The organism is Streptomyces sp. UC4497, from assembly GCF_054871485.1.
Genome location: NZ_JBTYHB010000040.1, coordinates 39,249 through 53,579, shown reverse-complemented (window position 1 = coordinate 53,579; position 14,331 = coordinate 39,249). Strand labels below are relative to the sequence as shown.

The 14,331-nt window shown below is 67.3% G+C and carries 12 protein-coding genes and 3 pseudogenes; 10 read left to right on the top strand and 5 right to left on the bottom strand.

Annotation, left to right across the window (positions count from 1 at the left end; translation table 11 throughout):
• Nucleotides 1–18 precede the first annotated feature (18 nt).
• The 3 genes from ACYSUO_RS35735 (at nucleotide 19) to ACYSUO_RS35725 (ending at nucleotide 1,712) form a co-directional block, all read left to right on the top strand.
• Nucleotides 19–600, top strand: a complete 582-nt coding sequence (locus ACYSUO_RS35735) for a hydrolase (RefSeq protein WP_461780369.1) — start codon at nucleotides 19–21, stop codon at nucleotides 598–600.
• Nucleotides 601–684: 84 nt separating this feature from the next.
• On the top strand, nucleotides 685–1,419 hold the full coding sequence (locus ACYSUO_RS35730) for an HNH endonuclease family protein (protein ID WP_461780368.1): 735 nt from the start codon (nucleotides 685–687) through the stop codon (nucleotides 1,417–1,419).
• The gene (locus tag ACYSUO_RS35725; protein ID WP_461780390.1) at nucleotides 1,416–1,712 is read left to right on the top strand and encodes a hypothetical protein; all 297 of its coding nucleotides are present in this window, start codon (nucleotides 1,416–1,418) and stop codon (nucleotides 1,710–1,712) included. The genes ACYSUO_RS35730 and ACYSUO_RS35725 overlap by 4 nt, the downstream gene beginning before the upstream one ends.
• A gap of 20 nt (nucleotides 1,713–1,732) precedes the next feature.
• Here the strand turns inward: ACYSUO_RS35725 and ACYSUO_RS35720 are convergent, their stop codons facing one another.
• Nucleotides 1,733–2,692 (bottom strand): phosphotriesterase family protein, encoded by a 960-nt coding sequence (locus tag ACYSUO_RS35720; protein WP_461780367.1) that lies wholly within the window; start codon nucleotides 2,690–2,692, stop codon nucleotides 1,733–1,735.
• Between the two features lie 172 nt (nucleotides 2,693–2,864).
• Nucleotides 2,865–3,158, bottom strand: coding sequence for a hypothetical protein (locus tag ACYSUO_RS35715; RefSeq protein ID WP_266719075.1), 294 nt, complete (start codon nucleotides 3,156–3,158; stop codon nucleotides 2,865–2,867).
• Nucleotides 3,159–3,782: 624 nt separating this feature from the next.
• Between ACYSUO_RS35715 and ACYSUO_RS35710 the strand changes: the two are divergent.
• From ACYSUO_RS35710 to ACYSUO_RS35690, 5 genes and pseudogenes are all read left to right on the top strand, one after another.
• A pseudogene (locus ACYSUO_RS35710) lies at nucleotides 3,783–4,163 on the top strand (FUSC family protein); the annotation flags it as partial.
• Between the two features lie 839 nt (nucleotides 4,164–5,002).
• A complete protein-coding gene (locus ACYSUO_RS35705; RefSeq protein WP_461780366.1) occupies nucleotides 5,003–5,548 on the top strand; it encodes a hypothetical protein in 546 nt (181 codons plus the stop codon).
• Between the two features lie 634 nt (nucleotides 5,549–6,182).
• Nucleotides 6,183–7,916: a hypothetical protein gene (locus ACYSUO_RS35700; RefSeq protein WP_461780365.1), complete on the top strand. Its 1,734-nt coding sequence runs from the start codon at nucleotides 6,183–6,185 to the stop codon at nucleotides 7,914–7,916.
• A gap of 400 nt (nucleotides 7,917–8,316) precedes the next feature.
• Complete coding sequence (locus tag ACYSUO_RS35695; protein ID WP_461780364.1) at nucleotides 8,317–8,700, top strand: hypothetical protein; 384 nt, start codon at nucleotides 8,317–8,319, stop codon at nucleotides 8,698–8,700.
• Between the two features lie 553 nt (nucleotides 8,701–9,253).
• Entirely contained in the window at nucleotides 9,254–10,360 is a 1,107-nt protein-coding gene (locus ACYSUO_RS35690) for a LacI family DNA-binding transcriptional regulator (RefSeq protein ID WP_461780363.1), read from the top strand.
• 111 nt (nucleotides 10,361–10,471) lie between these two features.
• Here the strand turns inward: ACYSUO_RS35690 and ACYSUO_RS35685 are convergent.
• Nucleotides 10,472–10,834: pseudogene (locus ACYSUO_RS35685) on the bottom strand (acetylxylan esterase); the annotation flags it as partial.
• 2 nt (nucleotides 10,835–10,836) lie between these two features.
• Here ACYSUO_RS35685 and ACYSUO_RS35680 point away from each other — a divergent pair.
• Nucleotides 10,837–10,947 (top strand): annotated as a pseudogene (locus ACYSUO_RS35680) (IS5/IS1182 family transposase); the annotation flags it as partial.
• 31 nt (nucleotides 10,948–10,978) lie between these two features.
• Here the strand turns inward: ACYSUO_RS35680 and ACYSUO_RS35675 are convergent.
• On the bottom strand, nucleotides 10,979–11,971 hold the full coding sequence (locus ACYSUO_RS35675) for an aldo/keto reductase (protein WP_461780362.1): 993 nt from the start codon (nucleotides 11,969–11,971) through the stop codon (nucleotides 10,979–10,981).
• A 125-nt stretch (nucleotides 11,972–12,096) separates the two neighbouring features.
• On the opposite strand from ACYSUO_RS35675, the gene ACYSUO_RS35670 reads away from it, so the two are divergent.
• Nucleotides 12,097–12,717, top strand: coding sequence for a TetR family transcriptional regulator (locus ACYSUO_RS35670; protein WP_461780361.1), 621 nt, complete (start codon nucleotides 12,097–12,099; stop codon nucleotides 12,715–12,717).
• 193 nt (nucleotides 12,718–12,910) lie between these two features.
• Here ACYSUO_RS35670 and ACYSUO_RS35665 read toward each other — a convergent pair whose 3' ends face one another.
• Nucleotides 12,911–14,272, bottom strand: a complete 1,362-nt coding sequence (locus tag ACYSUO_RS35665) for an MFS transporter (protein ID WP_461780360.1) — start codon at nucleotides 14,270–14,272, stop codon at nucleotides 12,911–12,913.
• Nucleotides 14,273–14,331 lie beyond the last annotated feature (59 nt).

The window sequence follows — 14,331 nt, the reverse complement described above, 5'->3', positions numbered from 1 at the left end:
GCCCCTAAGGAAGTTCACGTGTCTCTCACCACCCTCGACCCCAAGACCGCCCTCGTCGTCGTCGACCTTCAGAAGGGCCTCATGGGTGTGTCCGGCGCGCCGCACGCCGTGTCCGACGTCGTCGACCGCAGCGCGCGCCTCGCCGACGCCTTCCGCGGGGCGGGGCTCCCGGTCGTCCTGGTCCGGGTCACCTTCTCCGTCGACGGCTCCGACGCCACGCCCGGCCGCACCGAGACGCCCAGCGGTGGCCGTGCCATGCCCGAGGGCTGGGACGAGATCACCGACGCGCTCGCCGGGCACCCGGAGGACATCACCGTCACCAAGCGGAACTGGTCGGCGTTCTACGGCACCGACCTCGATCTGCACCTGCGCCGCCGCGGCATCACCCAGGTCGTCCTGACCGGGGTCGCCACCAGCATCGGCGTGGAGTCCACGGCCCGCGCCGCCCACGAGCACGGCTACCACGTCACCCTCGCCACCGACGCCATGACCGACCTCGACCCGGAAGGGCACCGCGGCAGCGTCGAGCGGATCTTCCCGCGCCTGGGGGAGACCGGCACCACGGACGAGGTGCTGAAGCTGCTGGCCTCGACTCACTGAGCCATGTCCGGTCCCTGACACTCCGTCGGCCGCCCCGTACGCTTCGAGGTGTTCGAAGCGGTCGACGGAAGGTAGTTGCGGGGCATGGGGTTTCAGGAACGTACGCGGTTCGGGCGATTGGGCCGGTCGGCGGTGCCGGCCGCGCTCACGGTGCTGTTGCTCGCGGGGTGTCAGGGGGTCGGCAGCGGGTCCGACGACCCGGCGCAGGGCGCCGAACCCTCGACCTCGGCGAGCGCGACCACCGGCGCCCCCGCCCAGGAGGGCACCCTCCCCGGCGTGCCCAGCGCGGACGAGGCCCGCGACGAACTGGCCGAACTGAAGGTGGCACCCCACGGCTCCATGTCCGGCTACAGCCGCGACAAGTTCCCGCACTGGGCGGAGCAGGGCGACAACTGCACCACCCGCGAAGCGGTCCTCAAGCGCGACGGCAAGGACGTGAAGACGGACGACGAGTGCCGCGCCGTCTCCGGGAACTGGGTCAGCATCTACGACGGCGAGAAGTTCACGGACTCCGGGGACCTCGACATCGACCACACCGTGCCGCTCGCCAACGCCTGGCGCTCCGGCGCCGACCAGTGGACGCAGGAGCAGCGCAAGACGTTCGCCAACGACCTGGAGCACCCCCAACTCCTGTCGGTGTCCGCCCACTCGAACCGCTCCAAGGGCGACCAGGGGCCCGACGAGTGGCAGCCGGACGCCAAGGACTACTGGTGCACGTACGCCCGTTCCTGGGTGTCGGTGAAGTCGACGTACGAACTGACGGTCACCGACGCCGAGAAGGCCGAGCTGACCACGATGCTGGGCACGTGTTCCGCATGAGCGGGGACGACATGAGCGGGGACGGGAAGAAGGCCGAGACCCTCACCGGCGATGTGCACGCGGGCCCCGGCGGCGCCATGACCGACGAGGTCGGCGTGGTCACCGGGGACCTCACCGTCGCCACCATCCAGGAGGCCGGGGGCCGGGCCCGGATCGCCGTCCAGTACACCGGCGCCGACGAGTGGTACACCCTCACCGGCAGCCCCGCGACCGTGCCGCCCGACGGACTGGCCGCCCTCCACGCGGAGGTGCTGCGCAGCGTGGAGCGCGGGGGAGGCGCGGTCAGCCCCTGAGGCCGCCTTGTCTTCAGGACCTAACTCTCGAAGTGGCGCCGCGGGTTCGCCCGCAGGATCGTGTCGATGTCGTCCTTGGACACACCCTTGTCGGCGAGGGCGGGCAGTACGTCCTCGCTGATGTGCCGGTAGTTCCAGTGCGGGGCGATCTCGGCGCGGTCGATGTCGCCGAACCAGTCGATGAGGCACGCGGCGTCGTGCGAGATCGTGATCCGGTCGGTGTAGCCGCGGCGCACCAGCTCCGCGATGGTGTCGACGCGCTGTTCGGTGGTCAGTGGTGTGTCGAGCCCGAACCGGTCCATGCCGAGGTACGAGCCGGCGTCGGCGAGCCGCATCAGATAGTCCAGGTCGGCGGTGTCCCCGGAGTGACCGATCACGACACGCGTGAGGTCGACGCCCTCCTCGGCGAGCACGCGCTGCGCGACGAGCCCCGACTCCGACGCGGGGTGGGTGTGCACGGTGATCGGCGCCCCGGTGCGTACGGACGCCTGACCGACCGCCCGCATGGCGCGCTCGACGCCGGGGGTGAGGCCCTGTTCCTCGATGGCGCACTTGAGGAACGCGGCGCGCACACCGGTGTCCGCGATGCCCTCCGTCAGATCCTTCACGAACAGGTCGATGAGCGGATCGGGGCCGCCGAACAGGGTGCCGGGCCCGTTGTAGTGGAACTGGAACGGCAGATCGTTGTACGTGTAGAGCCCGGTCGCGGGGACGATGTTGAGGTCCGTGCGCGCGGCGATCTTCTGGATGCGGGGGATGTACCGGCCGAGACCGAGCACCGTCGGATCGAGGATCGTGTCGATGCCGAGCCCCTTGAGCTCGTTCAGCTGGGCGACGGCGTCGTCGACGACGGCCTGTTCGTCCCACTGCGCGTAGTTCTGCCGGAACTCCTCGCCGACGATGACGACGTGTTCATGGACGAGTACGTTCCCGAGTTCGCTGGAGTCGATCGGACCTCGGACCGTCCAGACCTGCGTCATCGGCGCACCTCTCGATGTGGACGTCGGAGTTGACGTCGGATTCAAGGTGAGCCGAGCGTCCCGCCGGGTGCCCGTGGGCGTCAAGGTGTGCGACGGGTGTGATCGCAAGAGGGCCCGTCGGCGGAGTCTCCAGGGCGTTGGGGGCCGCCCCGAAGTCCGGCCGACGAGCGACTCACAGGCGGCGGATCCAGGCGGCGGCGCCGTGGCCCACCACGAGATAGATCACCGCGGGCAGTGCGTTGTTGAAGAAGACGCGCAGCCCCTCGGTGTCCATGGTGAAGATGTCCTGCGACCAGCCGGCGAGCCAGTCGGCCATGCCGTGCACGAAGTCGACGAACACGTTCGACTGGTTCGCGTCGAGCAGGTACAGCAGGATCCAGAGACCGAGGAAGACCGCGGCGATGTCGGCCAGCGTGTGCACGATCAGGGCGAAGCGGTCCGCGCCACGCCCGCTGCGGTTCCGCACCGGGCGGCCGGAGGGGGTGAACCCGGCGTTCTGGCCGTAACCGGTCTGAGGGACGGGTTCGTACGGGACGTTCGGGTCCTGGCGGTAGGCGGGCGGCGGAGGACCGTCGTACGCGGGGCGTTGGCCACCACCGTGCATCGGGGCGCCGGGACCACCGTCGTACGGGGCACCGGGACCGCCGTCGTACGGGGCGCCAGGACCGCCGTGCATCGGGGCGGTGTCTCCGCCTTGTGCGGGATAAGGGCCTCTATATGGAGGCCTGTTCGGGCTGGAACCGTATGGGGCATTGTTCGGAATGCCGTCACTGGGGTGAGTCACGGGCGGCATGTTGCCCGTGCCGAGCAGCCGAAACCCGCTTCACCGTGACTTCACAGACACCGCGCATCACGGGCTTCCTGTCGGGAGGAAGTGACGTCGGTGGCCAGGCTGGACAGATGGTCCGGTGGGGCGACGGTGCGTGAGTCGAAGACTGGGCCAATGGCCCAGCGATTCCGGGCACTGTTGAACCACAGGCCCCCCAGGTGCTGAGATGGGCCTGTCGATGGCGCTGCGGACCCCGGGAGGGTCTCCGCGGCGCCTTTTCCATGTCAGGGGACGGACGCGGTACGGAAGGGGCGGGGCACGTTGCTGAAGAGGGCGTTCGTGGCGGCGGATCCGGGACGGATGCGGCTGCGGTTCGCGACGCGGGCCGTGCTGGGGATCGGGCTCGCCGTCGCACTGTGCGGCGCGGTCGGACAGTCGCTGACCGGCGCGATCACGGGCGGCCTCGCCGCGCTGCTCGCGCTGTTCACGGTCACCGACACGACGGTGCGCGGGCAGGCCGTCACGACGGCGCTGCTGCCGGCCGTCGGACTGCCGGTGCTCGCGCTCGCCGCGGCCCTGCACGACATCCCCCTCGCCCGCGATCTCGCCTTCCTCGCCGTCGTGGGGGCGGGCGTGTACGCGCGGCGGTGGGGGCCGCGCGGGCACTCCCTCGGGGTCTTCGGGTTCATGACCTTCTTCGCCGTGTCAAGGGCGTCGCGGGCGTTCAGCCCCGCATAGCAGGTATTAGGGCTGGTCGGAGCGAGGTTCAGGCAGATTCGGTGCGTCGCGTGTGTGGTCGGGTGTTGTCGGGTGAGTCAGGGTGCATGCTGACGGCTTGCTGACTTTCCTGACGTGCCGTCAGCCTCTGGCTTCGGTGGGTGTGGCGCGGCCGCGCGGGTTGGTCGTACGGGGCGGTGGTCGAGTGCGGTGGTCATGGCGAGGGGCCCTGAGGGTGTCGATGGCTCCCCGGCCGGTAGTCGTCGCCTGTCCGTCGACTCCTCGATATAGAAATGGCCGCGCGGTTTCTTTGTGGCCCGTGAATACTTGTGTGACGGAAGTTGTTCGTGTGGCTTGAGTCTCCGTAAAGGTTGGCTCGAAATCCCCATCGGGAGTAGTGCTCTCCCTGCCAGACTCGCCTCGTGAATTTATCGGCCACTCGGTTGGTGCTCTCCCCAATTACCAGCCTGAAGGCGCTGCGTATGGTGCGGGACTCTGGTTGGTCCTTGTCGTTCGATGCGGCGTGGCGTGTCGCGAGGGTTGCGACTCGCCCTGATGAGGCCCCCTATCAACACCACGGTCACCGCCCCGTAGACAAGGTCGGTCCTTCGTCGGTGCAACCCTTACCTCAAGAGCCGGGCGAGGGGGAATGAAGGATGGCGTTGCGGTCGGCCCTTGGGAATCGAACTGGCTCTCGCAACCCTTGTGCGCGGTAGTGCTGATAAACGGGTTTTAGCCACGATCGCAGAGTTGGATGTAGTCGTCGACTTAACACCTGTATGAATGAAGCTGGTTGTGTATCCCACCTAGGGCGAGGGGGGCTCGTGCCCGATCCGCTGGATCTGTCGATGGTCGTGAGTAGCGCGTTGCCGGCAACCTTTACGTTCCTGTACGAGCGTCTCAATGTGGCTCTGCAGCGACGGCGTAGCGACCGGGAAGCAGGCCCCGACGCGGCGCCTGATATTCCGGACGTACTGGTGGGAGATCTTGCGCTGCCTCTCCGGATCGACTCCGACCGACTAACGAGCCACGCCCCGGTGCTGGAGGCTCTGGCTCTTGCCATGGCGCCGTATGAACGTGACCGAACCATGATCGTTTCCGACGAAGTAGCCGTGAGGCAGATCCTTGGCCGGGTCCGGGACGTACTGGAGAACATCTACGGTCAGCGGTTCACCTTTCAGGGCGAGACGCGCGCGCGATCAGGGCCGTTCAGCGAGCAGCATTACGACGTCGTGGCAGGCGAAGTGACCGGCATGGAGGCGCAGCAGGCTATCCGGGGCTCCGCCACGAGCACCATCAGGGCGAAGAGCGTGGAGCCCGGCGGAAGGGTGGTCGGCATGAAGGCCCCCGTAATCGAGGATCGGGACTGACACCGAATCTTGTGCACCGATCTGCCGGTGCACCCATCGCATCGTGTCGCACAGCTACGTCAAGAGGAGTTTGTGCATGCCTGAGGGTCCCTCCGCGGCCAGCGCAACGCCGTTCGTCGGCCCAGTGCCGCAGCTGGGAAGTGCAGTTGACGCAGAGCAGGAGCGTCAACCCGGCGCTGGTGACGTGACGTCAGTAGGTAACGCCGATGCAGACACTGGTCTTGATGGGCTCGCACAGCCCGAGACTGTCGGCGGCGACACGGATCCAGGCGGGACCGACGACAGTAGCGGTGCCCCTGCGCCCGATACCTCGGCTACAGGCGGGGCCCCCAGTGCCAGCGTCCACGCGGACACCAATCACGGAACCCTGATCGGCCAGTTGTTTGAAGCGGTGCAGCGCCACAGCGGGGCGCCGCTTCCTCCGGCCGTGGTTGATCAGGACTTGGCCGACTATGTGTCGGTCCTTAATGAGGACCGTCTAGCGCAACTTCTGGAAGACAACCGCGTCGTAGTCTTGGTCGCGGATCGCCTCGGCAGCGGTCGGTGGACCACAGCGCTGAGGCTCTTGACCACTAGGCCAGGTGACTCCTTGACTCTGCGGCGGATACGTCGGGAGTCGGGGGACGCCTTCAACATGGAGGGGCTCAAGGGGCACAAGCGAACGGGGTGGATTCTCGACCTGCGGGCCGCCGAGGAGGCTCTCCCGGCCTCCTGTGACTTCGGGTTGGAGCTCCTGCACTCCGATGATTTGCGCGCGGACGGCTCGTACCTCGTCGTCGTGGTGGGCACTGCGTTGTGGCGTGACGTCAGGGGGGTAGCGGGAGATCTTGCACGTCCTCCTCAGCCGCCCGATTCTGTGACGCTGTTTCAGAAGTTCCTGCAGTCCGCGAAGCTCGCCAACCCAGAGGCCTGGGCTGCCGATACACGCATTGGCGAGCAGCTCAGCGGACTGCTTCCCGGGCAGGTTCGAGCCTGGGCCAAGACATTCGTGCGGACGGAGTCCGAGTACCGCGTTGCCACCGGCCACAGTACGGCCCCCGGATCCAAGGGGTTCGATGCAGTCATCAAGGCCGCCAGCAATGCAGTGGCGGGGTGGATGGATGTTCTGACCAATTGGCACTCCCACCCAGGACGCACCAGCTACGACCGCAACTACCTGCTCCTAGCCGCGGTGTACGACGGAGAGCCGGTCGACAGCATCCACGAGAAGATCGCGTCTCTCTCGCGTGCTCTGGGAGAGAAGAACGACGAGGTACAGCGTCTGAGCGGTCAGCAAGGGCCGGGCCTGATCCAGCTCGCCAACCAGGCTGAGTCGGAGGTTCTCCCCGACGGCAGATTGCGTTTCCCTGGCCCTGGCTTCGCAGAGGCCGTGGTGCGGTACTTCCTGCTGGACCGACCCGAGCTCATTGAGCGATTCACGACGTGGACGGCGCAGCTGTGTGTCGACCTGCCCGCACCAAAGGCCGAGAAAGTGGCGGAGCGGTTGTCCCCGTGGATCTTGCATCACGTCCAAGTGGCCCGCTCCATGCGGGTACTGCTTGGCGTAGCCGCTAGCTGGTCCGCGGACAAAACTCTGAGGAAGCACGCTCACGCACTGCTCGTGACTGCCGCGTTGGACCCGGAGGTCGGCCAGCTCACGAGAAACGCCACCAGTAAATGGATCGAGAAGGAGAACGCTCCTCTCTTGCAGACGCTGGCTCAGGTCTTCCAGAGTGTCACTCCTGCGCATCCCGTACAGATGATTCGCCGCCTCGGTGACCTGGCTGGTTCGCTCGACAGGCGAGAACGGCTCGATGCCAAAGAGAAGTTGGACGTCGCGAACGCTGTAGGCGCGGCCATCGACGCTCTCTGGGAGGACGACAAGCTCCGCCCGCAACTACGCAAGACGTTGAACTCGTGGTTCACCAGTGGTCATGAAGGGCAGCGGCAGGCCGCGGCGAGCGCTTTCATGTACCTTGCCATGCAACAGGAAGGCGCCTCGGGAACGCCTACGCTCCTGTGTGGGGCCGCAAGTTCGGTAGAGGACTGGGTGGTCAGCGGCTGGCGCATCGCGCTCGAGGTAGAGGAGCCGACTTCACTCACCCGGCAAGCTTGCGCTGCCTGGCTGGACACGGCCACAGCACGCCCCAGTGCGTCTGACCGGATCCTCAGCGTTCTGGTGCGAGCGGTCCACGACACACCAACCGATCACTTGCGTGGACAGCGCTTCCTCAACCTGGTCCGAATCGCCGAGTATTGGCTTGAGCGTGGGGAAGTCGGAAACCGGCAGGACCGCAATCGATTCCGGTCCGTCCTAATGCAGCGTGCCCAGCAGGCAGATCCTCACCAGCCTCGTGTACACGACGAAGCTGAGACATCTGGTGTTTAGACCTTGGCCCTTGCCAGCGCGACGGGGCGGGTTTTCCATCGAATTCACCGCCCCGAGTGCTGATGACGGTTTCCGCTTCACGGTACAAGCAGAGGGACGGTGGCGTACTAGGTGGGGGCATCATGCCCCGGAGGCGCCTGCGGCATCCTTCGCTCTCGAGGAAGTCACGAGGATTGCGGCTGCCTGCCCGATTCTGGTTCCGGCGCAGCTGCAGAGCCGTGCCAACACGCGTCTGGGAGAGCCCGTACGCCTACCGGACCAGGGGATATGCGTCGACTGGGCCACTGTGCACGTCCACGTGCCTCCAGTCGATCTTCGCATTGCCGAATCGGACATGCGTCGTCGGGCTCGAGCGAGAACCGAGTGCGAGGTCAAGCAACTTCGCATCGATCAGGCGTCGATGTACCACGACCAGCTTCGCAAAGACCCCACACTTGTTCTCGCGCAACTCCTCCTCGACTCGCCCAACACCCTCACCGAGCAACTCGACGCGATCGTTCCCAAGGTTGCTGAGCAGGTAGCCGCCTACGCGCCGGGAGCAGAGTGGGTACAGACAACCCATCTGCTGAGAGAGTGGTTCGGGCCGTTGGCTCCGGACGCCAAACAGTTCGTTGTGGATCGGTTCTGCACTGTGGCCACTGAGTTCGGGGGAGACCGGGTTGCTCAGCGATTGAGGGAGGCCCACCAGGGCAGCCCCCGCTCGTCCTCGTCGGAAGCCATTGAAGACACAACCGATGATCCGATGACCTCGGAGCCAGGTCCCTACTTGGCCAGCGGCCAGTAGTACGTGTCTCAGAGGCGAGGCGTATCCCGAGAGGACCTACCGCCGGCGCCGAAGACAGTCCGCACTCGGCCGCCTGACCCCGGTCGAATACGAAGCCGTCATGGCCACACCGGCCCTACAGACCGCATGACCAACCTGTCACCCAAACCCGCTCCCAGCCCGCCGACCAGGGCTGGTCACCCGCCTTGACGTGCCGCTTCGTCCGGTCCGACTCGTCGGCGGTGTGCAGCATCCCGGGGTGGGCGAACGCCGCCCGCGCTCTCGCTGCGCTCCGCGCTGTCCGTGCCGGACGCTCGCTGCCGGCGGCGGTCGAGCATGCGGGTGCGAGCAGAGAGCTGTGCGCGGATGGGGGGCTCCTCGTACGTGGCGGGGGGTCTTATGCACGGGAGACGGCCGGGGCGGCCACGGGATAACAGTTTTTGCGGTGCCCGGCCTCCCTCGCCCCCCGGCCTGGCCTCCCTTGCCCCTCACGACACCTCCTGCCTATGGTGAATGCGCTTTCATTCGCCGCTCAGGCCATGCCGGGCTGTCACAGGACTCGGGGACCCCAACCGTGAGCACAGCTCCCACCGTGTACGACGTCGCCGAACGTTCCGGTGTCTCCATCGCCACCGTGTCACGGGTCCACCGCACCCCCGACTCGGTCCGCGCGCAGACCCGCGAGCGGGTCCTCGCAGCCGCCCGTGAGCTGGGCTACGTACCCAGTGGCAACGCCCGCGGACTGGCCAGCCGTTCCACCGGCGTGCTCGGACCGTGCTTTCCCGACTACTCCGACCCGGACGCCGAGTCCGCGGCGGAGCGCGGCGCGGACGACGATGCCGCGATGCTCTACTCCGACCAGATCATCCGTGGCATGGAGCGCGCCGCGCGCCGCCACGGTTACGCGCTGCTGATCGCGGCCTCCCTCAAGGGCGGCCCGGAGAGCCAGGTGGCGAAGGTGGCGGGGCGCGTCGACGGGTTCGCGGTACTGGCCCGCACCGTCCCCACGGAGGACCTGGAGGTCATCTCGCAGCGGCAGCCGGTGGTCATGCTCGCCGGGCCGCGCGACCCGGAGGGCCCCGACCACCTGGACCACATCGAGGTCGCCAACGCCGACGGCCAGCGCGAACTCACCCGGCACCTCATCGAGGACCACGGTCTGCGCCGACTCGCCTACGTCGGGTCCGCGGAGGAGTCGCCGGACGTGCGGGCCCGTTTCGGCGGATACGTCGACGCCTGCCGCGCCGCCGGGATCCCCGTGCCCGACGAACCCGATCTGCGCGTCGACATGATGACGCAGGCCGAGGGCGCCCGCGCCGCCGACGCCCTGCTCGACCGCCCCGGCGAGCGCCCCGAGGCCCTGCTGTTCGCCAACGACCAGTTGGCGGTCGGCGCCCTGGAGACACTGGAACGCCGGGGTGTGCGGGTGCCGCAGGACATCGCGGTCACCGGCTTCGACGGCATCGCGCTGGGCCGCCTCGTGCGCCCGGCCCTCACCACCGTGCGCCAGCCGATGCGGCAGATGGGGGAGGAGGCGGTGGAGCTGCTCGTGCGCCGCCTGAGTTGGGGGCAGGACAGCGAGCCGGTGTCGATGATGCTGCCGGTGTCGCTCGCGCGCCGGGGCAGTTGCGGCTGCGGGGGGCCGGAACCGGAAGTAGTCCCCTCCCGGCACCGGAAGTAGCTCCCTCCCAGCACCGGGAGCGGTCCCTCCCGCAACGGGATGGGCCGCACGTCGCTTCAGCGTGCGGGCGAAGAACTCGCCGACGGCCGCGTCGAGTTGGGCCTGCTCCGCCTACGTACCCTCGTATTCGAAGTGCCCGGCTTCCAGCACCTTCAGCTCATGCTCCCCGGCCAGCGCGTTGTATACGGCGAACTGGCCCGGTGGTGGCACCGAGGGGTCGAACAGCGCCGCGGCCACGAGCACCGGCCGGTGCAGCTGGCCCGCCGCCGTCGCCGCGTCGAAGTAGCGCAGCACATCGACGACCTCGGGATGGTCCGCGTGGTACCGGCGCACCGCGGCCCCGCTGCCGACGCAGTCCAGGGGCAGCCGCAGCGGGTGGTTCCCGAACGTCGGCACCGTCAGCTGCCCGGCGGCGAACCCGTCGCCCCAAGGCAGCGCCAGAGCGCCCGGCCCGCCGCCGAAGCTCACCCCCAGGGCTTGGCGGATGCCGTCGTCTACATCGCCGCTATGAACACAAGCCTGACCACTTCCTTGCCTTTGTCGGCAAGGCCGCCGCTCTCGTCTGTCACGGGCATCTCACCACATGAACGGTGGAGAGGTGTTGTGGCGTCGGTGGAATCAGTCGGTGGTGAAGCTGGACAGTATCGCGGCCGGGTATCGGCTGCCCGCCGAGCCGTGGGGGAGGATCTCGGTGATGTGGGCCATGTCGGCGTCAGTGAGCTGCACGCTGTCCGCGCCGGCGTTCTCCTCGAGACGCTTGGCGCTGCGGGTGCCGGGGATGGGCACGATGTCCTGGCCCTGGGCGAGGAGCCAGGCCAGCGCGAGTTGGGCGGTGGTGATGCCCTTGGCCGCGGCGAGTTCCTTGAGCTGTTCGGTGGCGCGGAGGTTGTAGGTGTAGTTCTCGCCCTGCCAGCGCTCATCCCAGCTGCGCATGTCGTCCGCGGGGTATTCAGTCGCGGGCTTGACCGCCCCGGTCAGGAAGCCGCGGCCGAGCGGGGAGTAGGGCACCAAGCCGATGCCGAGCTCCCGCAGGACGGGAAGGATCTCCTCCTCCACCTCCCGCTCGAAGAGCGAGTACTCGTACTGGAGCACCGAGAGCGGGGTGACGGCGTGGGCGCGTCGGATGTACTGGGGGCCGACGTTGCTCAGGCCGAAGTACTTCACCTTGCCCTCGGTGATCAGGTCGCCGACCACGCCCGCGACCTCCTCGACCGGAATGGTGGGGTCGGAGACGTGCTGGTAGAAGAGGTCGATGTGGTCGCTCTGCAGGTAGCGCAGGCTGTTCTCGGCGACCTTGCGGATGTTCTCGGGGCGGCTGTTGAAACCGGAGCCCAGCGGCTGGGTCGTCATGTCGAAGCCGAACTTGGTGGCGAGGGCCACCTCGTCGCGGAAGCCGCGGACTGCCTTGCCCAGGAGGATTTCGTTACTGCCGGTACCGGCGCCGTACAGCTCGGCGGTGTCGAAGAAGTCGATGCCGATTTCGTGGGCGCGGCGGATGGTCGCGATGCTCTCGTCGTCGTTCGAGGCGCCGTAGGCCATGGACATGCCCATGGTGCCCAGGCCGAGCGCCGAGACGCGCAGACCCTGAGAGCCCAGATAGCGGTGCTGCATGAGTTCACTCCCTCGGGATTTCGTCAGTTTCACGCACAGAGACCAAACCGAACTGTTCCGTTTGACTGTACGCGCCGACCATCCCGACTGCCAAACCGAACGGTTCGGTGCTCTATCCTGGGCCTATGTCCCAGTCCCGCGACTCCGGCCAGACCGCAGCGCCCACCGCCGGCGGCGACACCACGCGCGAGCGCATCCTTGCCGCTGCCATGGAGGAGTTTGCCGGCCACGGCATCGCCGGCGCCCGCGTGGACCGCATCGCCAAGCTCGCCAAAACCAGCAAGGAACGCGTCTACGCCTACTTCCGCAGCAAAGACGCGCTTTATGCCGCTGTTGCTGCTCGGGAGTATGTCGTCATCGCCGAAGCCACCCAGATGGACCCGTCCGACCTCCCTGGCTACGCGGGCCGCCTGTTCGACTACTTCGTCGCCCGTCCAGACCACCACCGCCTGATCACCTGGGGCCGCCTCGAACGGCAGGGCACCACGGCCGGTGCCGACGATCCCGACCAGACGGTGATCGCCCGCAAAATCGACCAGCTCCGCCAGGTGCAGCAGATTGGACAGCTCGACCCCGCCTGGGACCCGGCCGACGTCCTCGCCCTGGTCAACCAGATCGCCATGACCTGGGCGTCGCAACCCGAACTCAGCAAGGCCGCCGCCGTGCACGCCGTGGACCCCACCACCGCCGCCCGCCGTGCCGCGGTGGTGGCCGCAGTCGAGCAGCTATTCCCCCGAGCGGTCTGAGTAACACCGGTTTCGGGCAGGGGCCTGCCCGAAACGGGGTACGTGCGCTCGTGACAGGAATCAGGCTCAGGATGCTGAGCCCTCCGGGCGTCCCTGCTTGCCAGCACTACCACCAACGGAACCTCAAGGGGATCCGTCCGACACCGTTCAGCGAGCGATCACGCCATTAGAAGCGACCTCTAAGCCAGCGGGACTATTGAGGCGACCGGTCGGGCTGAAGTGTGTTCGGCGTTACGGTGTGTGCTTTGCCGCGGTTGAGGGCGACGAGCGCGAGCGCAGCGATAAAGACGAGAGCGGACACAAGCACCATGCCGCCTGTGAACGAGCCTGTTGCGTCGTAGAGGGCGCCGGTCGCGTATGGGCCAACGAACCCGCTCAGGTTGCCGATCGAGTTGATGAGCGCGATCCCGGCAGCGGCTGTGCTCGCGGACAGGAAGCGATGCGGCAGCTGCCAAAAGAGTGGCATCGCGACGTAGAGACCGGCCGCCGCGACGGACAGCAGCGCGATGGCCGCCACCGCGTTCCCGACGAGGGGAGCGGCGGCGAGTGCGCAGGCAGTGCTCACGGCACCGGTGAACACGTGCCAAACCCGCTCGCCCGTGCGATCCGAGTGCCGGGCAGTGAAGTACATGACTGCCAAAGCAGTGATCCACGGGATGGCGGTGAGGAGTCCGACCTGCATGGTTGTGATGCCGGCACCGGTGCTCGTCTCCATCGCCTGGATGACCTGAGGGAGGAAGAAGTTCAGCAGGTAGCTGCCCGAGTTGATGCCGAAGAAGATCAGAGCGAGTGCCAGGATCGGAGGTGACTTGAGCGCGGAGAGCGGCGACGGGCGGGATGCGTCGGGGGTCTCCGCGCGTTCCCGTTCAAGTTCGGCTTCAAGGAATTGACGCTCGGAGGCCGACAGCCAGGCAGCATCTGCCGGCCGCGAGGGGAGCAGCCAGAAGACGAGGACCCCGACCAGAACGGTGGGGAACCCGAGCAGGAGGAACAGGATCTGCCAGCTCCGCAGTCCGAAAGTGTTGTCCAGATGCGTCAACACCAACGACGCCAGCGGGGCCCCAACCGCGCTCGCGATCGGGGCGGCCATGATGAACAATGCCGTGATCCGGCCACGGACAGCGCGCGGCACCCAGTAGGTGAGGTAGAGAAGCACACCAGGGAAGAACCCGGCCTCGGCGACTCCGAGAAGTGTGCGAGCCGCATAGAAACTGTATTCGCCGACTACGAATGCGGTGGCGGCTGTTACCAGCCCCCAGGTAATCAATATCCGGGCGAGCCAGACTCGCGCGCCCACCTTCTCCATGATGATGTTGCTGGGTACCTCGAAGAAGAAGTATCCGACGAAGAACAAGGCGGCCCCGAGCCCGAAGGCGGTCGTCGTCAGGCCGAGGTCGTCGTTCATCTCCAAGGATGCGAATCCGATGCTGACCCGGTCCAGCCATGCCAGCAGGTACATCAGCATGATGAGCGGCACGATACGAAGGAAGATCTTCCGGTACGCGGGGTGCATCGGCTCCGAAGATGTGACGCCGTGCTGCCTCGGCGCGGCCATGGGCAAGTCCTTCCTGTAAGTACTCGCCGCCCCTCGAACATGGCACGGATCCGCGAGTG

Excerpts from the sequence above, each read along its gene's own strand:
- ACYSUO_RS35700 (WP_461780365.1), top strand. The coding sequence starts at position 6,183 with ATGGAGGGGCTCAAGGGGCACAAGCGAACGGGGTGGATTCTCGACCTG.
- ACYSUO_RS35665 (WP_461780360.1), bottom strand. The coding sequence starts at position 14,272 with ATGGCCGCGCCGAGGCAGCACGGCGTCACATCTTCGGAGCCGATGCAC.
- ACYSUO_RS35730 (WP_461780368.1), top strand. The coding sequence starts at position 685 with ATGGGGTTTCAGGAACGTACGCGGTTCGGGCGATTGGGCCGGTCGGCG.
- ACYSUO_RS35670 (WP_461780361.1), top strand. The coding sequence starts at position 12,097 with ATGTCCCAGTCCCGCGACTCCGGCCAGACCGCAGCGCCCACCGCCGGC.
- ACYSUO_RS35720 (WP_461780367.1), bottom strand. The coding sequence starts at position 2,692 with ATGACGCAGGTCTGGACGGTCCGAGGTCCGATCGACTCCAGCGAACTC.
- ACYSUO_RS35725 (WP_461780390.1), top strand. The coding sequence starts at position 1,416 with ATGAGCGGGGACGACATGAGCGGGGACGGGAAGAAGGCCGAGACCCTC.
- ACYSUO_RS35695 (WP_461780364.1), top strand. The coding sequence starts at position 8,317 with ATGTACCACGACCAGCTTCGCAAAGACCCCACACTTGTTCTCGCGCAA.
- ACYSUO_RS35675 (WP_461780362.1), bottom strand. The coding sequence starts at position 11,971 with ATGCAGCACCGCTATCTGGGCTCTCAGGGTCTGCGCGTCTCGGCGCTC.